This is a genomic window from Citricoccus sp. GCM10030269, from assembly GCF_042665635.1.
Lineage (GTDB): Bacteria > Actinomycetota > Actinomycetes > Actinomycetales > Micrococcaceae > Citricoccus.
In genome coordinates this window covers 287,144-307,336 of the sequence record NZ_JBHTCV010000001.1, presented here as the reverse complement: position 1 = coordinate 307,336, position 20,193 = coordinate 287,144, and the positions used below count along the sequence as shown (strand labels likewise).

Annotated in this window: 19 protein-coding genes; 18 read left to right on the top strand and 1 reads right to left on the bottom strand. The window is 63.8% G+C overall.

Annotated features, from left to right (window positions below):
• Nucleotides 1-10: 10 nt before the first annotated feature.
• The 18 genes from ACFQQD_RS01490 to ACFQQD_RS01405 all read left to right on the top strand — a co-directional run bounded on the left by ACFQQD_RS01490 (nt 11) and on the right by ACFQQD_RS01405 (nt 19,364).
• Nucleotides 11-1,147, top strand: a complete 1,137-nt coding sequence (locus ACFQQD_RS01490; RefSeq protein ID WP_378085471.1) for a lipopolysaccharide biosynthesis protein — start codon at nt 11-13, stop codon at nt 1,145-1,147.
• A gap of 189 nt (nt 1,148-1,336) precedes the next feature.
• On the top strand, nt 1,337-2,644 hold the full coding sequence (locus ACFQQD_RS01485) for a nucleotide sugar dehydrogenase (protein WP_378086076.1): 1,308 nt from the start codon (nt 1,337-1,339) through the stop codon (nt 2,642-2,644).
• Nucleotides 2,641-3,255 (top strand): acyltransferase, encoded by a 615-nt coding sequence (locus tag ACFQQD_RS01480; protein WP_378085469.1) that lies wholly within the window; start codon nt 2,641-2,643, stop codon nt 3,253-3,255. Before ACFQQD_RS01485 ends, ACFQQD_RS01480 begins: the two co-directional genes overlap by 4 nt.
• Nucleotides 3,218-4,369, top strand: coding sequence for a DegT/DnrJ/EryC1/StrS family aminotransferase (locus ACFQQD_RS01475; RefSeq protein ID WP_378085467.1), 1,152 nt, complete (start codon nt 3,218-3,220; stop codon nt 4,367-4,369). Before ACFQQD_RS01480 ends, ACFQQD_RS01475 begins: the two co-directional genes overlap by 38 nt.
• Nucleotides 4,366-5,337 (top strand): Gfo/Idh/MocA family oxidoreductase, encoded by a 972-nt coding sequence (locus ACFQQD_RS01470; RefSeq protein WP_378085465.1) that lies wholly within the window; start codon nt 4,366-4,368, stop codon nt 5,335-5,337. The genes ACFQQD_RS01475 and ACFQQD_RS01470 overlap by 4 nt, the downstream gene beginning before the upstream one ends.
• A gap of 105 nt (nt 5,338-5,442) precedes the next feature.
• Nucleotides 5,443-7,572: a glycogen debranching protein GlgX gene (gene glgX, locus ACFQQD_RS01465; protein WP_378085463.1), complete on the top strand. Its 2,130-nt coding sequence runs from the start codon at nt 5,443-5,445 to the stop codon at nt 7,570-7,572.
• Nucleotides 7,573-7,596: 24 nt separating this feature from the next.
• Nucleotides 7,597-8,208, top strand: a complete 612-nt coding sequence (locus tag ACFQQD_RS01460; RefSeq protein ID WP_378085461.1) for a YdcF family protein — start codon at nt 7,597-7,599, stop codon at nt 8,206-8,208.
• Between the two features lie 100 nt (nt 8,209-8,308).
• Complete coding sequence (rfbB, locus tag ACFQQD_RS01455; protein ID WP_378085459.1) at nt 8,309-9,307, top strand: dTDP-glucose 4,6-dehydratase; 999 nt, start codon at nt 8,309-8,311, stop codon at nt 9,305-9,307.
• Entirely contained in the window at nt 9,307-10,740 is a 1,434-nt protein-coding gene (gene rfbD / locus ACFQQD_RS01450; protein WP_378085457.1) for a dTDP-4-dehydrorhamnose reductase, read from the top strand. Before rfbB ends, rfbD begins: the two co-directional genes overlap by 1 nt.
• Nucleotides 10,741-10,787: 47 nt before the next feature.
• Complete coding sequence (locus ACFQQD_RS01445) at nt 10,788-11,138, top strand: holo-ACP synthase (RefSeq protein ID WP_378085455.1); 351 nt, start codon at nt 10,788-10,790, stop codon at nt 11,136-11,138.
• A gap of 66 nt (nt 11,139-11,204) precedes the next feature.
• Nucleotides 11,205-11,834 (top strand): TetR/AcrR family transcriptional regulator, encoded by a 630-nt coding sequence (locus ACFQQD_RS01440; RefSeq protein WP_378085453.1) that lies wholly within the window; start codon nt 11,205-11,207, stop codon nt 11,832-11,834.
• 291 nt (nt 11,835-12,125) lie between these two features.
• The gene (locus tag ACFQQD_RS01435; RefSeq protein WP_378085451.1) at nt 12,126-12,671 is read left to right on the top strand and encodes a hypothetical protein; all 546 of its coding nucleotides are present in this window, start codon (nt 12,126-12,128) and stop codon (nt 12,669-12,671) included.
• Between the two features lie 97 nt (nt 12,672-12,768).
• Nucleotides 12,769-13,338 carry a signal peptidase I gene (locus ACFQQD_RS01430; RefSeq protein WP_378085449.1) on the top strand — a complete coding sequence of 190 codons (570 nt, stop codon included), beginning with the start codon at nt 12,769-12,771 and terminating at the stop codon, nt 13,336-13,338.
• On the top strand, nt 13,335-13,805 hold the full coding sequence (locus ACFQQD_RS01425) for a hypothetical protein (RefSeq protein ID WP_378085447.1): 471 nt from the start codon (nt 13,335-13,337) through the stop codon (nt 13,803-13,805). The genes ACFQQD_RS01430 and ACFQQD_RS01425 overlap by 4 nt, the downstream gene beginning before the upstream one ends.
• Nucleotides 13,806-13,920: 115 nt before the next feature.
• Nucleotides 13,921-15,432, top strand: coding sequence for an NAD(P)H-hydrate dehydratase (locus tag ACFQQD_RS01420; RefSeq protein ID WP_378085445.1), 1,512 nt, complete (start codon nt 13,921-13,923; stop codon nt 15,430-15,432).
• Nucleotides 15,433-15,875: 443 nt separating this feature from the next.
• Nucleotides 15,876-17,996 carry an acyltransferase family protein gene (locus ACFQQD_RS01415; protein WP_378085443.1) on the top strand — a complete coding sequence of 707 codons (2,121 nt, stop codon included), beginning with the start codon at nt 15,876-15,878 and terminating at the stop codon, nt 17,994-17,996.
• 190 nt (nt 17,997-18,186) lie between these two features.
• A complete protein-coding gene (locus tag ACFQQD_RS01410) occupies nt 18,187-19,128 on the top strand; it encodes an iron-containing redox enzyme family protein (RefSeq protein WP_378085441.1) in 942 nt (313 codons plus the stop codon).
• Nucleotides 19,125-19,364 (top strand): CDGSH iron-sulfur domain-containing protein, encoded by a 240-nt coding sequence (locus tag ACFQQD_RS01405; protein WP_378085439.1) that lies wholly within the window; start codon nt 19,125-19,127, stop codon nt 19,362-19,364. The genes ACFQQD_RS01410 and ACFQQD_RS01405 overlap by 4 nt, the downstream gene beginning before the upstream one ends.
• A gap of 28 nt (nt 19,365-19,392) precedes the next feature.
• Here the strand turns inward: ACFQQD_RS01405 and ACFQQD_RS01400 are convergent, their stop codons facing one another.
• Complete coding sequence (locus ACFQQD_RS01400) at nt 19,393-20,007, bottom strand: methyltransferase (RefSeq protein ID WP_378085437.1); 615 nt, start codon at nt 20,005-20,007, stop codon at nt 19,393-19,395.
• Nucleotides 20,008-20,193 lie beyond the last annotated feature (186 nt).

Genomic DNA, 20,193 nt, shown 5'->3' with positions numbered 1-20,193 from the left:
GCAAGGGGTCGTGTTCATTTCGACTCCATGGATAGCTGGCCTATACGGACCTGAGGCGTTGGGGCGCGCGTCGCTCTTTCTTGCTGTGGCTAGCATTCTGACGCCGATTCTGACGATGAGAATGGAATTTCTCATACCGTCGGCAAGCGATGATGAAGTCGGTTGGATAAATAGGCGCGTCCTATTAACGGTAGCTATTGGATCAAGTTTATCGGCAGCAGTGTTCGCCGTAGTGTATCGACCGTTTGACCTGCTAGTTGTGATCGCCTTCTGGGTCGCTTGTGGATCTATTGCTGCGGCTGCCGTATCAATCCAGCTGCTAGTTCGTGCTCACAATTATCGGAGAGTGGGGATCGGAAAGGCCGCCAACGGGAGCGTGCAGGTAGCTGTACAGTTGCCGCTCGGGGTGGTACTGCCATCGGCTAAGGGGCTCGAGTACGGTTATGCTATCGGATATTTGGTTACTTGGGGTATTCAGAGCTTCGGTATAGCCCGTCCTCTTGGACGCGGGCAGATCTTGCCAGCTCGGCGCAAGGTTCTGGTCCGGTCGACGGTCAAACTGGCGGTAGCAGGACTGATGAATGCTGTTTGTGTGTGGGCGATTCTCTTAGCGCTTGGCGCGTTTCATTCGGCTGAGGAGGCAGGACTGTTTGCCGCCCTTCAGAGGCTTCTTGTGACTCCTGCTGGCTTGATCACTGCCGGCTTGCTCCCCGTCGTGACCGGCGGTGTTGCGCAGGCGATTCGAGATGGTGCTTCTCCGCGACCCACAATGGCTCGTTGGTTGAAGATGCTGATCCCGCTTTCAATCGTGGTTGGGCTTGCTGTCTTCCTAATTCCAGAAGAACTGTTGGTTTCACTCCTCGGTCGAGAGTTCGAGGGGGTCGGTGGGTATATGAATGCACTGGCTCCTCTTATTGCTACGCAGATTGTTGCGGGCCCTTTGGGACAAGTGCTTGTGGCTATTGGCTCCACAGGCCGCCAGCTTTTCTGGGATTCATCGCGGTTCCTTTTGATAGGAGTCTCGGCGGTGGTTGCGGGGTGCATGGGGCTAGACGCAGAGACTATGACTTGGGTATTGTCTCTGGCGTTCTCCTTGAGTTATGCGGTTTTTGTTGGAATGGTGATGCATGGTACGTCGCGTAGATAGTTGTCGCCATCTAACTGCGCCGCTCGGCGATGAATGACGGCTATGGGCTGAGTATGGGCATCCAGACTGGTGCCCGGGGCGTGTCACCTCGCATTGTGAGCTGATCTATTGGGTTTGGGAACTACTATGGCTGACGACGAGTGCTTCTCGTTTGAGTTCAAATGCCGCCCACCTGCTAGGGGACCGCCTGTGAAGATCGCTGTCATTGCTCTAGGCAAGATTGGATTGCCATTGGCAGTCCAGTTTGCTTCGAAAGGGCATTCAGTCGTTGGAGTCGATATTAACCGGGCGGTCGTCGACTTGGTTAACGCCGGACAAGAACCTTTTCCAGGCGAAGCAGGGCTTCAGAACAAGATGTCTGAAGCGGTATCGTCTGGGCGGCTGAGTGCGACGACCGATTATGGGCAGGCCATTCCGGACTCTGATGCGGTAGTTGTCGTCGTTCCACTCTTTGTAGACGAAGAAGCCCGACCGGACTTCATCTGGATGGATGCCGCTACTGCAGAGCTCGCAAAGCACTTGACCCCCGGCACGCTGGTTTCGTACGAAACGACTCTCCCCGTGGGAACAACGCGGTTCCGTTGGAAGCCGATGCTGGAGGGGGATTCTGGACTTAAGGAGGGTAAGGACTTCCATCTCGTCTTTTCTCCCGAGAGAGTTCTGACCGGGCGCGTGTTCGCAGACCTCCGTAAGTACCCGAAGCTCATCGGCGGTCTCAGCGACGAAGGAGCCACTGAGGCGCGGCAGTTCTACGAGGCGGTGCTCGATTTCGACGACCGCGGTGACTTGGCCCGCCCCAACGGAGTATGGGACCTCGGATCCGCTGAGGCCTCCGAATTGGCCAAACTGGCCGAGACTACCTATCGAGACGTCAATATCGGATTGGCCAACCAGTTCGCTCGGTATGCGGCGGAGCAAGGTATCGACATATACAAGGTCATTGAGGCGTCGAACTCCCAGCCGTACTCGCATATTCACCGGCCTGGTATCGCCGTCGGAGGACACTGTATTCCGGTATACCCGAGGCTGTACCTATGGAACGACCCCGCGGCAACCATCGTCCGTTCCGCCCGCGATGCGAACGCGGAGATGCCCACCTACACCGTTGGTCTCCTTGAAGGGGCCCATGGTGAGTTGGAGGGCCAGAACGTCGTCGTTCTGGGCGCCGCCTATCGAGGCGGGGTGAAGGAGACTGCATTTTCAGGGGTCTTCGACACCGTGCAGGGGTTGGAAGCGCGAGGTGCGAGAGTGAGTGTTCACGATCCGCTGTACTCGGAAAAGGAACTTTCCAAGTTCGGGTTCATGGCGTACTCGCAGGGATCCGGCCCGGTCGATGCGGCTGTCCTGCAGGCGGACCACACTGAGTACCGTGACTGGGCCCCGGCAGATCTGCCAGGGATTCGCACGCTGGTCGACGGCAGGAGCGTCCTCGACGCCGCCAAATGGAACGGGGTGACGGTGCGAACTATCGGTCGACCCCTGGACCGCGAGGCATGAGCGTGGAGAACAGCGCCTTCATCGCGGCCTCTGCGGACGTTGCAGATGACGCCAGGATTCAGGATGGTGCGAAAGTCTGGCACCTCGCTCAGGTCCGCGAAGGTGTCGAAATAGGGAAGAGGACCGTGGTGGGGCGCGGGGCCTACATCGGCACCGGTGTCCGTGTCGGTGCAGACAGCAAGATCCAGAACTACGCGCTGGTCTATGAGCCGGCGGTAGTCGAGGGCGGCGTCTTCGTTGGTCCAGCGGCAGTCCTGACGAATGACACCTACCCGCGAGCGATCGCTCCGGACGGCAGCCAGAAGTCTGCGGACGACTGGGATGCCGTTGGTGTCACCTTAAAGCGCGGAGCCTCCGTGGGCGCACGAGCTGTATGCGTGGCTCCAGTCACCGTCGGCCAGTGGGCCATGGTGGCCGCAGGCTCCGTTGTGGTGAAGGACGTTCCTGACTACGCGTTGGTGGCCGGGGTTCCAGCCCGCCAGCTGGGTTGGGTGGGCCCTGCAGGGCGCAAGCTTCAAGCTGATGGTCACCAGTGGGTTTGCCCGGAGACCGGCCAGCGGTTTGTGGAACGGAATGGACATCTCGAGATGGGGGAACGGCATGGCCTTTGAAGGCATGGACATTCCGGTGGCGAAACCGCTCATCGGAGACCGGGAACGAGAGGCCGTAGACCGAGTGCTTGCCTCCGGAATGGTGGCCCAGGGACCTGAGGTTGCGGCCTTCGAGCAGGAGTTCAGTGACGTTCTGGTCCCAGGCTCGCTCAGCGTGGCGGTGAACTCCGGAACTTCGGCATTGCATCTGGGATTGCTTGCCGCTGGGATCGGGCCGGGGGACGAGGTGATCGTGCCAGCCTTCACCTTCGCCGCGACTGCAAACTCGGTGGCGCTGACCGGCGCCGCCCCCGTGTTTGCTGACATCGATTCTGCAACCTTTTGCCTTGATCCGGAAGCGACCGCCGCGGTGATCACGGACAGGACTCGCGCCATCATGCCCGTTCACCTCTACGGGCAGGCAGCCAACATGACGGCGTTCCAGCAGCTGGCCGATGAGCACGCCCTGCTGATCATGGAAGACGCCGCCCAGGCGCATGGTTCGTCGTGGGCGGGCAAGCCCGTCGGATCCTTCGGAACGTTCTCGGCCTTTAGCCTGTACCCGACGAAGAATATGACCTCCGGCGAAGGAGGGATGGTCACTACTTCTGATGAGGGGATTGCGCGGACAATCCGACTGCTTCGGAACCAGGGAATGGAGAAGCAGTACCAAAACGAGGTCGCGGGGCTCAACAACCGTATGACCGACATCCATGCGGCCATCGGCAGGGTCCAGCTCACTAAGATCCTCGAGTGGACCGCGCGGCGCCAGTCCAATGCGGAGACTCTCGATGCCGGACTCGTCAACGTAGACGGAGTGAAGACCCCAGTTGTGGCTGACGAGGCCACTCACGTGTATCACCAATACACGGTCCGTTTGACCGGGGCTTCGGCGAGCGACCGCGACGATTTCATCTCCGCGCTCAGGACCGAGCACGGCGTCGGTGCCGGGGTGTACTATCCCATTCCGGTCAATGAGCTGGAGTCGTTCCGAGTGGAGGCTGACCTGCCGCAGACGACTCTCGCCACGCACGAAGTCGTCTCCTTGCCGGTCCATCCTTCCCTCGAACAAGCCGATCTCGACCGCATCGTCATGGCCGTGTCCGCGGTCGCGGGAGCGGGGGCGTCCGCATGATTCGGGTAGGACTGATCGGGCTCGGCATGATGGGCCGGCACCACGCCCGCGTGCTCCAGCAGCTGGAGGGAGTGGACCTGGTCGCCGTGTCCGATCCGGGGGGAGACGTCCACGGGGCGGCGCCCGGGATCCCCTTGTACTCGGATGTGGCGAGCCTGATCGGTCATGGGATCGATGCCGCCGTGTGCGCCGTGCCCACGGCCCTACACGAGCCCGTCGGCATGCAACTGGCCGAAGCCGGCGTGCATGCATTCATCGAGAAGCCGATTGCCGCAGACTCGGCGGCCGGACAGCGTCTCGTCGAAGCCTTCTCAGCCCGCGGGCTGGTCGGAGCAGTGGGTCACATCGAACGGTTCAATCCGGCGCTCCAGGAGCTGAAACGACGCATGGACGCTGGTGAGCTGGGACGGGTGTTGCAGATCGCCACGCGTCGTCAGGGTCCGTTCCCGGGCCGGATCACCGACGTCGGCGTTGCACGGGACCTAGGCACGCACGACCTTGATCTCACGATGTGGCTCGGGGGCGCACGGTTCCAAGACATTCAGTCGCAAACCGCCACGGTAGTGCGTGAGGGTCGCGAGGACATGATCGCGGTCACCGGTCGACTGGACAACGGTGTCATCACCAATCACTTGGTCAATTGGCTGTCTCCCATGAAGGAGCGCGTCACCACGGTCACCGGCGAGGCAGGGGCCTTCGTTGCTGACACCCTCACCGCGGACTTGACGTTCTATGAGAACGGGAGCGTCGAGGCCGAATGGGAAGCCTTGGCGAATTTTCGAGGTGTCACGGAGGGCAACGTCACGCGGTTCGCTTTCCCGAAGCCCGAGCCTCTCAAGACAGAGCAGGCGGCCTTCAGGGATGCAATCCTCCATGGCACAACGGGAATCGTGACCCTCGAGGATGGTCTGCACACCTTGATGGCCGCAGAGGCAGTCGTCAACCGCACGAAGACGCTGAAACCCTAGTACACCTCCCAGTGGAAGTGGTCTCGGCTGATGGGGCCGGATCGGGAGCGCACGAACAACTGTCTAGACTGGACAGGGTTCCATTGGCTTACTCCGAGGAGACGCATGTTCGAGACCACCGCTGGTGAACCCTATCCTCTGGGGGCCACGCCCAATGAGAACGGAACAAACTTCGCCATCTCTGTGGGTGAGGACGCCGAGAAGGTAGAGCTGTGCCTGATCGACGACCAGGGACGGGAGAACCGCCTCGAGCTGACGGAGCATTCAGGCAACACCTGGCACCTCCACGTCGCCGGAGTCGGCCACGGGCAGACCTATGGCTATCGAGTGCATGGATCGTGGGATCCGGCGGCGGGCCTTCGCTTCAATGCGGCCAAGATCCTCATCGATCCCTACGCCAAGGCCATCACCGGTGACTTCAACTGGGGCCAGCACCAGTTCTCTTACGACTTCGAGAACAACGACGAGATCGACACCACGGACTCCCTGGGTAACACCATGCTCGGCGTCGTCATCGACGACACCTTCGACTGGGGTGAGGACGAGCGCCCGGACATTCCCTTCAATGAGACGGTCATCTACGAGACCCACGTCAAAGGCATGACCAAGCTGCATCCGGACGTGCCCGAAGTGCAACGCGGCACCTATGCCGGAATGGCGTCCCCTCAGGTCATCGAACACCTCAACCGGCTGGGGGTCACTGCGGTGGAGCTGATGCCGGTCCACCAATTCACTAACGACTCCTACTTGCAGGACAAGGACCTCTCGAACTATTGGGGTTACAACACCCTCGGCTACTTCGCCCCCCAGAACACCTACTCGTCCTCCGGCGACCAGGGCGAACAAGTACGCGAGTTCAAGCAGATGGTCAAGGACCTGCATACCGCTGGGCTGGAGGTCATCCTCGACGTCGTCTACAACCACACGGCCGAGGGCAACCACATGGGTCCCACGCTGTCCTTCCGCGGCATTGACAACGTGAACTACTACCACCTGGTGGAGGGCGACGAACGCCACTACATGGACTACACCGGAACGGGGAACTCCCTGGACCTGTCCCATCCCATGGTGCTGCAACTGGTCATGGACTCCCTGCGCTACTGGGTGCAGGAGATGCACGTGGACGGCTTCCGCTTCGACCTCGCGACCACGCTGACCCGGTCCGAGGGTGAGCAGGGCCCGGACATGATGGGCGGTTTCTTCGACGTGGTCCGTCAGGACCCCGTGTTGCGCCAGGTCAAGCTGATCGCCGAGCCCTGGGACGTGGGCTGGGCCGGCTACCAGGTGGGTAACTTCCCGGGGCTGTGGAGCGAGTGGAACGGCAAGTACCGGGACACCGTCCGGGACTTCTGGCGCGGCGAACCTGGGACGCTGGCCGAGTTCGCCACGCGGATCACCGGCTCTGCGGATCTCTATGAGGACGATGGTCGGACCCCGCGTGCCTCGGTGAACTTCGTGACCGCCCATGACGGCTTCACCCTGCGCGACCTCGTGTCCTACAACGAGAAGCACAACGAAGCCAACGGAGAAGACAACAACGACGGTGAATCCGAGAACCGCTCCTGGAACTGCGGCGAAGAGGGATCGACCGATGACGTCGAGATCAACCGGTTGCGCGCCCAGCAGCAGCGGAACTTCCTCACGACCCTGCTGATCAGCCAGGGCGTGCCGATGATTTGCCACGGCGATGAACTTGGCCGGACCCAGCAGGGGAACAACAACGGGTACTGCCAGGACAATGAACTGACCTGGATCCATTGGGATGAAGCTGACGAAGACCTGATCGATTTCACCTCCAAGGTGATCGGGCTGCGGCACCTGCATCCGGTGTTCCGCCGTCGTCAGTATTTCGACGGCCGCCCGATGGCCCCAGGGGACACCACGGACATTGCGCAACTGCCGGACATCGTGTGGCTGGAACCGGACGCCACGACGAAGGACGAATCCGACTGGGAGTCGTACTACGCCAGGTCCATCGCCTTCTTCCTCAACGGCCACCACCTGCCAGCATCGGGTCGGCATGGTGCGGACGACGACGACCATGACTTCTACGTGCTGCTCAACGCGTACTGGGAGCCAGTCGAGTACACCCTGCCCGGCGATCCCTTCCCGGATTCTTGGACCTTGGTGGTGGACACCGCGCACGCCGCACCGGACGTCCTGGCCTTCACCGCCGGTGACAAAGTGACCGTCCCGGGCCGCGGCGTCGTCATTCTGCAGTCTACTGATCGTTAGGCAAGCGCGTAGATGGGATCGTCGATGTCTAAGCGCACATCCCGGCCGAGGTGGCGACGGTGGGTTCTTCGCGGCCTCGGCCTTGTCATCGTGGTGTTCCTCGGAATCGGCGCCGTGTTGGGCTGGCTCACAGTGAACCCGCGGGTCAATTCGGTGAGCCACGTGGACGCCCTGTTGGTGTTGGCTACCCAGCCAGGTGCCCATGACGAGGCTCGCCGACTTGCCCAGGACGGGGTCACAGACCTGCTGATCGTGTCCACACCACAACAGGGAGAGGCGAGCCTGTGCCGGAATCCGCCGGCCGGCGTCGCCGTCGAGTGCTTCTCACCCGAGCCCGCCACCACCCAAGGCGAGGCGATCGGTGGCACGGAGATCGCCCGAGCGCACGGTGTGCATAGTCTCGGCGTGCTGACCTTCGACCACCACATCGAACGTTCGCGACTGCTGGTGGACCGCTGCTGGGACAACGACCTGCACATGTACGAGTTCCAGCCAGTTCGAGGAAAGCGTGGCTATGTCTATGACTTCGTGTATGCGATGGCGGCCTACGGCAAGACCTTCCTCACGCCGGGCTGCTCCTCGGAACCACCGGAATGGCTGCAGACGCCGATCGAGAAGATCAAGGGCGATATCTAAACGGCCCGAGCAAGGCGGGCGTAACGCCCGGCAGTCTTCGAGTGGAGAATGAGTAGGCGCCACTGATTCGCCACCGGCGGTGCATGGCTACGTTGAGACTGTGAGCACAGTTCTCGTCACCGGCGGCGCCGGGTTCATTGGTTCCAACTTCGTCCACCACCTCGTGGCAGCTGCCGACCACAGCGTGCTAGTGCTGGACAAGTTGACCTACGCTGGCAACCGCGCCTCGTTATACGATCTCCCGGACAGCCGGGTGGAATTTGTACGCGGGGACATTGCGGATCCGTCCGTCGTCGCTGAAGTGATGAGCCGAGCGGACGCCGTCGTGCATTTCGCCGCCGAGTCCCACAATGACAACTCCCTTCTGGACGCCCGTCCGTTCGTTGACACCAACATGATTGGGACCTACACGCTGTTGGAGGCTGCTCGGCGCCACGATGTCCGCTTCCACCACATCTCCACCGATGAGGTCTATGGCGATCTCGAACTGGACGATCCCGAACGGTTCACCGAAACGACGCCGTACAACCCGTCCAGTCCCTATTCCTCGACGAAGGCCGCTTCGGATTTGCTGGTGCGCGCCTGGGTGCGGTCTTTCGGTCTGCGGGCCACCATTTCCAACTGCTCCAACAACTACGGGCCGTATCAACACGTTGAGAAGTTCATTCCCCGGCAGATCACCAACATCCTCGATGGGTGCCGGCCCAGACTCTACGGAGAGGGACTCAACGTCCGGGACTGGATCCACGCCCAAGACCACTCGTCCGCAGTATTGGCGATCCTTGAAGGCGGCACGCTAGGGGAGACGTACCTCGTCGGTGCGGACGGCGAGAAGAGCAATAAGGACGTGGTGGAGGCGATCTTGGAGATCATGGGTGAGCCGGCGGACGCCTACGACCACGTGGTCGATCGGCCAGGGCACGACCTTCGGTACGCCATCGACTCGACCAAGATCCGGACCGAACTCGGCTGGACGCCGCAGTTCTCAGACTTTCGCAGCGGTCTGGAAGATACGGTGCAGTGGTACCGCGATCATGAGCCGTGGTGGCGGCCGCAGAAGGCCGCTGCTGAGGCGAAGTACCAGCTGACGGGACAGTAATGCGCAGCACCACGTCGAACCTGCACTACGCGAAACCTCTCGCTTCCCACGCCACGCCCATTCCCGGAGTCACCCTGTTCGACCTTCCCGTGCACGGAGACCACCGCGGTTGGTTCAAGGAGAATTGGCAGCGCCAGAAGATGATGGACCTGGGACTGCGCGACTTTGGTCCCGTTCAGAACAACATCTCGTACAACGCCACCCGTGGTACGACTCGAGGTATTCACGCGGAACCGTGGGACAAGTACATCTCCGTGGCTACGGGCGCGGTGTTCGGGGCCTGGGTCGATTTGCGGGCTGGGGAGACGTTCGGCGCGGTGTTCACTGCGGTCTTGGATCCGTCTACCGCCATCTTCATTCCTCGTGGGGTGGGAAACGCCTTCCAGTGTCTCGAAGACGGAACCGCCTACACCTACCTGGTCAACGACCACTGGTCGGCCGAAGCTCAGGACCGGTACACGTTCCTCAACTTGGCCGACGAGACGGTGGCCATTGACTGGCCCATTTCCTTGGATGAGGCCGAACTGTCCGAAAAGGACTGCAACCACCCGCGGCTGGCTGACGTGAAACCGGTGGCACCACCGACCACCGTGGTGCTGGGCGGCAGCGGGCAACTGGGACGGGAACTGACCCGTCAACTGGAGGGGCGTTCCGACGTCGAGGTGTGGGGACGGGATCGTTTCGACCTGGCCGACCCCGCCGCCGTCGGGAGCGTTGAGTGGCGCAGCATCGGCATGGTGATCAACGCCGCGGCCTACACGGCCGTAGACGAGGCCGAGTCAGACGGCGGGCTGGATGCCTGGGCGATCAATGCCGAAGGCGTCGCCCGGCTCGCATCGGCCTGTGCGCAACATCGAGTGACCTTGGTCCACATCTCCACCGACTACGTCTACGACGGAACCAAAGAGGGCACCTATACCGAGTCAGACGCTCTGCGCCCCGTCAATGCCTATGGGACGTCCAAGGCCGCGGGGGATCTCGCCGTCGGGGTGGTGCCGCGGCATTATCTGCTGCGGACGTCCTGGGTGATCGGCGACGGGAAGAACTTCATTCGCACTATGCGGTCGCTGGCTGAGCGGGGAGTGAAACCCTCCGTCGTGGCCGACCAAATTGGCCGACTGACATTTACGCGGGACCTTGCCGCAGCGATCATCCACTTGACCACCAGCGGCGCCGACTACGGGACGTATAACGTGACCAACGCCGGCGATCCTGGGAGCTGGGCCGAGGTGGCTCGACGTGTTTACGCGTCCGCTGGACGGCCGGCGTCGGACATCACGGAGGTGACCACACAGGAGTACTTTGCTGACACTGCGGCAGCCCGCCGCCCCCTGAACTCCGTGCTGGACCTGTCCAAGCTGGAGGCCACCGGCTTCAGCCCGCGGGACCAGTGGGATGCTTTGGAGGAGTACCTGGCGGAGGCCGAAAGGTAGTTCGGCGCCAATCCGCCGCCATGGTGATCCCCGCTAGGATGGCGCCCATGATCATCGGCATTGGCGTGGACGTTGTCCTGGTAACCCGTTTCAAACACCAGCTGACCAAGGCGCCAGCATTGCGAGAACGCCTCTTCACTCCTGCCGAGCGTGAACTCAACATCCAGTCACTCGCGGCCCGATTCGCCGCAAAGGAAGCCGTGGCCAAAGCACTGGGTGCCCCGGCAGGCATGAACTGGCAGCACTGCCAGATTGACCTCGACGCCGCCGGCGCACCGCACGTCGTGGCCACCGGCACTGTTGCTGATGTGGCAGATGCCCTGGGCGTCAGAAGATGGCATTTGTCGCTGAGCCACGACGGGGACGTTGCCACCGCGATGGTTGTCGCCGAAGGCTGAACGACCGCGCCAACTTGCGGACGATGCAAGTTCGCTGGCTTCGCAAAGTGCGTTAAGATGGTGTCCATGAGCACACCGGAGCCTGGGTTGAGAGAACTCAAGAAGCAGATGACCCACGAGTCGATCGCCAACGCTGCTCTGAAGCTCACTCTCGACAAGGGGCTCAACAACGTCACCATCGATGACATTGCCCACGAGGCCTTTGTCTCCCCGCGAACGGTGTCGAACTACTTCGCCTCCAAGGAGGAGGCGGTCCTGGCCGCCGGCACGCCCGACTGGTTCGCCGTCGTGGAGGAGTTCGCTGAAGGGCCCCCCACTGAGCGTCCGCTTGCCACGCTGTGTGAGCTGATGTCCAACTTCATCCGATCCCGCACTCGTGAGCAACTTCGCCTGATCGTGCAGACTATCGAGCTCGTGGACCAGCACCCGACGCTGCACTCGCTCCAGACCGCGGCGTACGACAACCTCGAAGAAGCCCTCAGGCAAGGCGTCGCCGACCGCACCGGGACGGACCCCAACGCCCATATGTACCCCTGGCTTGTGGCAGCCGCCGCCGTCTCGGCCATCAGGTCGGCCCTACGACTGTGGGCACAGTCGGCGGCGACCGCCGACCGGCTGCCTGAGCTCGTCCAGGACGCCTTCAACCAGATCAGTGACGGCCTTCCCGCCCGTCTCTCCGCCGTCCAGACGCACTGACAAGTTCTGGCCGCGACGGCCACCTTCCCTGGATGCGCGACTGCAGTTGAGCGCCGTCAGCACGCCTCACGCCTGGCTGACACATGCGTGGCTCAACGCCGACCTCGACGATGGGCGCTCGCGTGGCACCAATGGAACGGGTAAATCCTCAGGCCGCACCGTGGGCATCACTATCGCAAAAGTTCTGTAGGCGCAAAAATGCCACGACAACTAAACTTGCAGGACGCGCACGTTTGCGTTAATGTGGACCATGTTGCACATCGCAACCCTGACCTCACAAAGGACTGACTCATGGACACCATCGCTGCCCCCACTTCCCGACGCTCACGCCGCCTCCTGCTCCCGCTGGGCACCATGCTCGCCGCCGGAGCCCTCATCGCCGGCTCCGGCGCCACGTTCTCCTCCACAACCTCTAGCTCCGCGAACGTCGTCACCGCCGGTGCCTTCACGCAGACGAACTCGGCGACCGACGCGGCAATTTTCACGATGGCCACGGCCAAGCCCGGTGATACCGTCACCGGCACCGCGGAAGTGACCAACACCGGTGACTTCGCCGGTGACTTCACCCTGGTTGAGAGTGAGGACGCCACCAATACCTTCCCGGAGGGCGACCTTGACCTCGTGGTCACCGACATCACCGACTCGGCGAATGTGACGCCCGTCTATGAGGGCACCATCGGGGCACTCGACAGCCAGACTCTCGGCACCCTCGATCCGAACGAGTCGCGCACCTATCAGTTCGTCGTGACCTTCGACGCCGCTGCCGGAGACGAGGCCCAGGGTGACACGGCGTCTGCCATGTACACCTGGAACGCGACCCAGACCGACAACGCCTGAGTCATTCGCTAAGAACCGGTAGGGCAGGGCAAGGGCAATCACCCACCCTGTCCTACCGGCCACCGCTCTCGAAATGACATCCATGCGAGGAGGAACCGTGTGCCGCACCGCCGCCTACCGTGCCACCGGCCGTAGCATCGCCCGCCGTCTGGTCGATGTGGCCTGGGTGGCTTCCCTCCTCGTGGCGCTGGGCCTGCTCGTCCCGGGATTTTTTGGCATCGAGCGGTATGTGATCACCGGGGGGTCGATGTCCGGGGCCTTCGAGCCTGGTGCGGTTGTCTTCGAACGCAACGTTCCCGTCCAAGACCTGAGCGTCGGCGACGTCATCACCTACCAACCGCCCCTGGACAGTGGGGTGCAGAACCTGGTCACACACCGCATCACCGAGGTCGAGACCCACCCCGAGCAGGGCCGACTCTTCACGACCAAGGGAGACGCCAACGCCGCCGCCGACCCCTGGCAATTCACGATCGACGCAGCCACGCAGCCCACGGTCGTGTTGGCCGTGGACCACCTCGGCTGGCCCCTTATCTGGCTCGCCGACCCGACGCACCGCATGCTCCTCATCGGGGTACCCGCGGTCATGATTTTTCTGATCGCCGCGCGGGAACTTACCGCCGCGCTACGGGAACCTCGAGCACTGAAACCGACATCGGTCCAGGCGTGAATACTTCGAGAACCATCCGGCTCTCAGCAGCGGCGCTCGTGCTCGCCGCAGCCTGGGCAGCCACGACTCCCTTCTCCGGCGCCACCTTCACCTCATCGACGAGCTCCGGAATCAGCACCGTGACCGCCGACGAGGTGGTTATCCCCCAGCTGTCCTGCACGACCGAGACAGATGGGACTGCTCAAAGCAACTCCAGCGATGCGGTCTTGAGTTGGCAGTCCGAGGACGCGGTCAGCTTTCGCATGCACGTAGCCAACGGCACGGACCCCGCCACGACCTTCGATCCGCCGACCGAGGGAACGATGACGCTCGCCGGTGACGGAGACAGCTCGCTCGACACTGTCTTTGAAACCGGGGACGGCCGGGCAGAGTTCACCGTAGTGGGAGTGGATGAGTCCGGTTGGACCTCAAAACCCAGCGAGCCCATCTGGGTGCAGAAGACATCCCATGGGTACGAGTGCGCATGATTCGCACCCCGGCGCCGCGTACAAAAACGCTCGAAGGTATCGTCTTCGAATGACGACATGCTGCCTGATGGCTCATAGCCGAGGTAGGCAGTTAACTGTGTAGTGGGACCGCCGCTTGATCGGCGTCGCGACCGAGGCGAGAACTGCTACTGACGGGAAGTTCGATTTGATCCACGCCTACACCGGAGCCGATGTCCGGGCCGCCGAGAAGCCGCTGCTGGACGCTGGGCACGGGGATGTGCTCATGCGCCGGGCAGCCTGGGGACTGGCCGTGGAGGTGCTGCGATTGCTGCGCTCTCGCGGGCCGTTGGCCGGTCAGACGGTGGCGGCTCTGGTGGGCACCGGCAACAACGGGGGAGACGCCCTCTGGGCGCTGTCTTTGCTGCGGCATCGCGGAGTGGAGGCCGTGGCCGTGCCGATGGGCGAACGATTACATGATGCCGGTCGGGACGCGCTGCTGCGTGCTGGGGGACGTCTTGCAGACCAGGTGCCTGAGCGAACCACCCTGCTGATCGACGGGGTACTCGGGACCGGCGCGCGCGGAGGCTGGGAACCGCCGTCGATCCCCAGTGGATTGACCGTGGTGGCCTGTGACTTGCCCTCGGGAGTCAACGCGGACACCGGCGAGGTGGCCGGGGGAGTGATCCCGGCAGAACTCACCGTGACATTCGGTGCACTGAAAACGGGGCTCGTCGTCGGTGCAGGGGCCCAAGCAGCGGGGCGCGTGGAAGTCGTCGACATTGGCGTGGAACCGGATCTCGAATTACTGGATGTCTCCTCCCTCGAATCCGACGACGCACTCGCGGTGTTCTTACCACCCGCATGGAACGCTCACAAGTACAGCCGAGGTGTTCTGGGTGTCTGTGCCGGCTCGGACCAGTATCCGGGGGCTGCCGTGCTGGTGTGCTCCACCGCGATCGCCTCTGGCCTCGGGATGGTGCAGTACGCCGGGCCACAGCGTCCAGTTGATCTGGTGTTGACGGCGCATCCCGAGGTGGTGGCCGGTCCAGGCGTGGAGGGGAAGGCTCAGGCGTGGGTAGTTGGACCCGGGCTGGGATCCGACGAGGAGGCCCAATCGAGGTTCGACGAGGTGATAGGTGCGTGCGTGGACGACGGGTTGCCGCTTGTGCTGGATGCTTCCGCGCTAGATCTGGTCTCGGTGGAGGATCTGCAGCGATTGCGAGGTGCCGGATGCCCGGTGGTCTTGACGCCGCATCAGGGAGAGTTGCTGAGACTGATGGATCGGCTGGTGCCGCAGGAGACGGACGGTGCCTTCGCCGACGTCGCGAAAGCCAACCCCGTGGCCGCGGCGAGGACCGCGGCGTCCGCGCTCTCCGCCGTCGTGCTTCTCAAAGGTCCGACGACGGTCTGTGCCGCGCCCGACGCTAAAACGTTTGTACAGAACGAGGGCGGATCGGAGCTGGCGACCGCTGGCACGGGTGACTGCCTCGCTGGGCTCGTGGGCTCTGCTCTCGTCCGCACGCAGCGCGCCGAGCTAACGGACGGACTGGTCCAGGCGGCCGCGGCGTCATGGCTGCACGGCAAGGCCGGTGTGCGAGCTGCAAATGGCGGACCTTTCGGGGCGTCCGTGCTGGCGGACTCTGTGCGGCGTACCTTGAACGGGTGAGAGTCACGGTTTCCTTTGTGGAGCTGAATCTCGAATGGAAACAATGTTCAGCTAACGTTATGCTGCCTTTCATGAAATTTTCACAGTACGTTGACCGACTTCGTTTCTGGGGTCAGGGACGGGACACCATGGAGTTCGGTTGTGAGCGTAGAGGCAGCGCCGGGGCTCGCTGGAGGTGCCCTAATACGTACACGCCGGCTGCGGCAAGGGCCGCCGGTCATGACGGTTTCTGTTCCCACAGGTGTGCCGCGTTGCATCAGGAGAGCGCCGCGTCCTAGTTCGGTTGCCTAGGTTCCAACGCGATTAGTCCATCGCGCACTCGACGTTCTGCTGCCCGTACGTTCCCGGAGGAGCCGGTGAAGTGAGCTGAAACTCCCCACTGTGCTTAGCATGGGAGGGAGGATCACCGGATCAGCAGAAATGGGGAAGCCAAGGTGGCCGCTGTGGCACAACAGGGGACCGAGACGTCCCCTGCCGAAAGCGGCCGGCGAACGGGCTTCCGCCCTGACGTCCAGGGCTTGCGCGCGATCGCCGTGGGTGTGGTGCTCATCTACCACGCCGGTGTGCCACTCATGCCCGGCGGCTACGTGGGCGTGGACGTCTTCTTCGTCATCTCCGGGTTCCTCATCACCGGTCTGTTGCTGAAGGAATTGCGCGACAACGGCCGGATCAACCTGGCTGGCTTCTATGCCCGCCGGGCCCGGCGGATCCTGCCGGCGGCCGTGGTCGTCCTTGCCGTCACCGGCGTGCTGAGCCTGCTGCTCCTGCCACGCACCCGGTGGGATGAGATCGGCACCCAGATCGTCTCCGGCGCCTTCTTCGTGGTCAACTGGGTCCTCGCCGGATCGGAAGCCGACTACCTACAGGAAGGCTCGGCAGCCAGTCCGCTGCAGCACTTCTGGACGCTGGCCGTGGAGGAGCAGTTCTATCTGCTCTGGCCCTTGCTGCTGGTCCTCGCGGCCGTGTTGGCCCGACGCAGGCGGTCTCGGCTCCGGGGGTGGGTGACCGCCGCGCTGCTGGTCATCTCGGTGCCCTCCCTGGTGTATGCGGTGTACTACACCGCCGTCGAACCCGGTCCGGCCTACTTTGCGACCACCACGCGGATGTACGAGTTGGCGATCGGCGCGTTCGTCGCGGTCTTCGCCACCCGGTTGGCCGGGCTCCCGAGCCGACTGGCGGTGCTCCTGGGCTGGGCCGGTCTGGGCTGCATCGTGGCCGCCGCGGTGCTCTACACCTCCGGCACCCCGTTCCCCGGCGCCGCCGCGCTGCTCCCGACCCTCGGTGCGGCCGCCGTCATCGTCGCTGGGCTCGGCGGACGGGACGGAATCGGGGTGGGGCGGCTGCTCTCGACCACACCCATGACCTGGGTGGGGGACCTCTCCTACTCCTGGTATCTGTGGCACTGGCCCCTGGTGGTCCTGGCCGGCGAAGCGTTCGGTGGGTTGAGCGTGCCGGCCGGCGTGGCCGTCGTCGGGCTGTCCGTGGTCCCGGCCTGGCTGAGCTACCGCTACCTGGAGCGGCCGTACATGAGCTGGCGGGCCGTGAAGCCAAACGGGCGCGCCATCCGGCTGGGGCTCGCGGGGATGACCGCGGCCTCGCTGGTGGGCGTGGGGCTGATGACCATTCAGCCGCAGCCCGCGCAGGGCCCGACGGCGACGATCGCCACGGTCCAGGACGAGGACGGCCAGCAACGCACAGTGGAACTGTACGGCGCCGAGGCCCTGGACGTGGACCCGACCGTGGGCCTGGTGGAGAACGCCGGCGGTGGATTCACCCCGCTCGCCGAGGACGCCCACGAAGACATCCCTGAGGTCCCCCAAGAGGGCTGCCACGTGCACGGCCCAGAATCCGACGCTCGCGTCTGTTCCTACGGCGACCAGGATGCCGAGACCACTGTGGCCCTGGTGGGCGACTCACACGCCATGCACCTGATCCCGGCCCTGCGCCGGGTGATCGAGAAGCGTGGGCTGCGGCTGGAGTCCTACACCAAGTCCGCCTGTCCGCTCTCCACCGAGATCATCCGGGACACCCAGCACGGCGGTGAGAACCTGCACTGCCACGAGTGGGGCGAGAACGTGATGAACCGGCTCGAGGAAAATCAGCCGGATTTGGTGCTCATCTCCAGTTCCCGGCACACCGCGCCCGACGGCGGCCCCTACGCCCACGGAGCGGCTGCGGCCTGGCAGCGACTCCGCGACGCCGGCCTGCCCCTCGGCGTGATCCTTGACGTACCCCGGCCGGACTTCGATGTCCCCGAATGCGTGGTGAAGAACGAGGATTCCCTCGACGCCTGCGCCGTTCCGCGGGACGAGGCCCTGGAGAAGAGCGGCCTGCCGGAACAATTGGAGGCGCTCGACATGGTCGACGACGTCCCCTCTGTGGATCTCTCGGCGCGGCTCTGCCCCGAGGAGGTGTGCTCGCCGGTGATCGGCGGCGTGCTGCTCTACCGGGACTCTCACCACATCACGGCCACTTATGCCAGGACCCTGGCCCCGCACCTGGAGCGGGCGCTGGAGGAGAAAGGGCTGTTGGCGAAAAAGGGGTTGCTGAAAGTCACCAGCTAGGCCTGGCTTATCGCGGTCTCGGAGGGTTGTGCCGCACCGGCCCGAACTCGATATAAGTTAGTGACGCGGCGGCGGACACGGCGCTGCCTGAACGGCCCACCTTCGACGATTTGATGAGGATCTGCATGCCGCTCTCGCCTTTCGAGGCCACTGTGATGTCACCGGCGCTACCCGCAACGGGGGTGCGCCCGTGCTGACCCCACAGCCCCGTGGCCCCCTGAGCGACGTCGTCCTGGACGCCATGCGCACCGGCGAGACCTCTGCCGTGGCCAGCGCCCCGGAGCCCGGCGACGCCGAGGATGCCCAGCTCACGTTGTGGGCCCTATACGAACAGCACTACCGCGGCTTCGAGGACGTGGCCGGGGACCTGGAGTGGGATCCCCAGCTGATCGCCGTGCGGCGTGGCCTGGAGCGCGAGTTCGAACGAACGCTGCGGGCGCGGATGCCCGAGGTGCCGGAGCCGGATGGGTTCGCCGAGGCGTTCTTCGCCTTCGTGGCCGGCCATGACGGTCCCTCCTTGGCGGCCCACGTGCAGCGGCATGCAACGGCCGAGCAGGTACACGAGTTGTTGAGGCACCGCACGATCTACCACCTGAAGGAGTCGGACCACACCACCTGGGTGATTCCCCGGCTCTCCGACCAGGTCAAGGCTGCCGTGATGGAGCTGCAGTTCGACGAATACGGGGACGGCGACCCCAACCGCCTCCACGCCCACCTCTTCCGCCGCGGCCTGGATGACAGTGGTCTGAACTCCGACTACGGCGCGTACATCAACGAGGCGCCCGTGGAGATCCTGGAGCAGAACAATGCGATGTCCCTGTTCGGTCTGAACCGCCGTCTCCGGGCAGCGTCGCTCGGCTTCCTCGCGGCCTTCGAGGCCACCAGCTCGGCCCCCTCGCGGCGGATGGCCCAGGGCCTGGAACGGCTCGGGTTTCCGGCGTCCATGATCGGGTACTACACCGAGCACGTGGAGGCCGACGCGGTGCACGAGCAGTTGGCGGTGCGCACCATCTGCGGCGCCCTCCTCGAGGAGGAGCCGGAGCTGCACGACGACGTCTACCTCGGCGCCTGGACCAGCCTGGACCTGGAGGACCGCTATGCTGAGCGGATGCTGCGCCGGTGGTCGGCATGAGCAGCGAGCCGGAGGAGTCGGTGGAATCGGAGGGGTCGGGCACGGACCACCCCGATGTGGTGTTGTGCCCCGGCGGGCCCATGCTGCTTCGCGGTGATCACGTGGTGCAAGACGAGGACGGTAACGAGTACCGGACCACCCGCCCGGTGAGTGCTGTCTGCCGGTGCGGGGCATCCGCGATCAAGCCGTGGTGCGACGGTACGCACAAGGTGATGCGACGGCGCCCCGGACATTGATCCGCGAGTCCTCCTTGAGCACCACCGCTCATCGGGTCAGGTGAACCAGTACGCCGCGGTCGAAGGAACGGGTCTCGACCGCGGCGAGCGGCCCCTCCGCATGGCCCGCGGCGTAGGCCGCGATGGTCTCGGCCTGCGCACGATTCCCGAGCTGGAGCAGGCCAGAGCCGCCGTCGGCCAGGTGCTTGCTCATCAGATCGACACACTGCCGCGCGAGATCGAGGCCGTCGTCGCCGCCGTCGATGGCCAGAACCGGATCCTCAGGGAACATCGTCGTGTCCTCTGAGCGGACCCACGGCGGGTCCGCAACCACCATGGCGAAGCGCTCGCCGGCGTCGAGAGCGGTGTCCAGCCGGGACAGCCGGAAGGTGACCCGGGATTCCAGGCCGTTCGCGGCCGCATTCTCCAGGGCGAATTGTTCGGCCGCGGGATTGACGTCCACCATGACGAGGTCGCGATCCGAATCCCGCACGGCGCCCAGTCCGATATGCCCGGCGCCGGCGCAGAGCTCCAACACGGGTCCGGGTTGGGCGTCCGTCAGCAGCTCAGCAGCCCACGTCGATTGCGACTCGGTCCACGGCCTCGGCTCGAGCACGCGCTCGTCATAGGAAATCTCGAGTCCACAAAACCTCAGCTGTGCCATGTCAATCATTGTGCCGGACCAGAGTCGTCCTTGAGCCAGGCGCGTTGAGCCAGGCGCGTTGAGCCACGAGCGATGTGCGTTTCACGGGCCTGAAGCGCACATCACTCCTGGCACAACGTGGGCGTCTGGCCAGAAACTCAACGGGGCCACCGAAAGTTCATCGAGCAGTCATGGCCGCGTCAGGTG

Bases quoted from the DNA above. Each gene is read 5' to 3' on its own strand.
- ACFQQD_RS01445 (WP_378085455.1), top strand. From the start codon at position 10,788: ATGATCATCGGCATTGGCGTGGACGTTGTCCTGGTAACCCGTTTCAAA.
- ACFQQD_RS01480 (WP_378085469.1), top strand. From the start codon at position 2,641: ATGAGCGTGGAGAACAGCGCCTTCATCGCGGCCTCTGCGGACGTTGCA.
- ACFQQD_RS01435 (WP_378085451.1), top strand. From the start codon at position 12,126: ATGGACACCATCGCTGCCCCCACTTCCCGACGCTCACGCCGCCTCCTG.
- rfbD (WP_378085457.1), top strand. From the start codon at position 9,307: ATGCGCAGCACCACGTCGAACCTGCACTACGCGAAACCTCTCGCTTCC.
- ACFQQD_RS01400 (WP_378085437.1), bottom strand. From the start codon at position 20,007: ATGGCACAGCTGAGGTTTTGTGGACTCGAGATTTCCTATGACGAGCGC.
- ACFQQD_RS01470 (WP_378085465.1), top strand. From the start codon at position 4,366: ATGATTCGGGTAGGACTGATCGGGCTCGGCATGATGGGCCGGCACCAC.
- ACFQQD_RS01475 (WP_378085467.1), top strand. From the start codon at position 3,218: ATGGACATCTCGAGATGGGGGAACGGCATGGCCTTTGAAGGCATGGAC.
- glgX (WP_378085463.1), top strand. From the start codon at position 5,443: ATGTTCGAGACCACCGCTGGTGAACCCTATCCTCTGGGGGCCACGCCC.
- ACFQQD_RS01405 (WP_378085439.1), top strand. From the start codon at position 19,125: ATGAGCAGCGAGCCGGAGGAGTCGGTGGAATCGGAGGGGTCGGGCACG.
- ACFQQD_RS01460 (WP_378085461.1), top strand. From the start codon at position 7,597: ATGTCTAAGCGCACATCCCGGCCGAGGTGGCGACGGTGGGTTCTTCGC.
- ACFQQD_RS01440 (WP_378085453.1), top strand. From the start codon at position 11,205: ATGAGCACACCGGAGCCTGGGTTGAGAGAACTCAAGAAGCAGATGACC.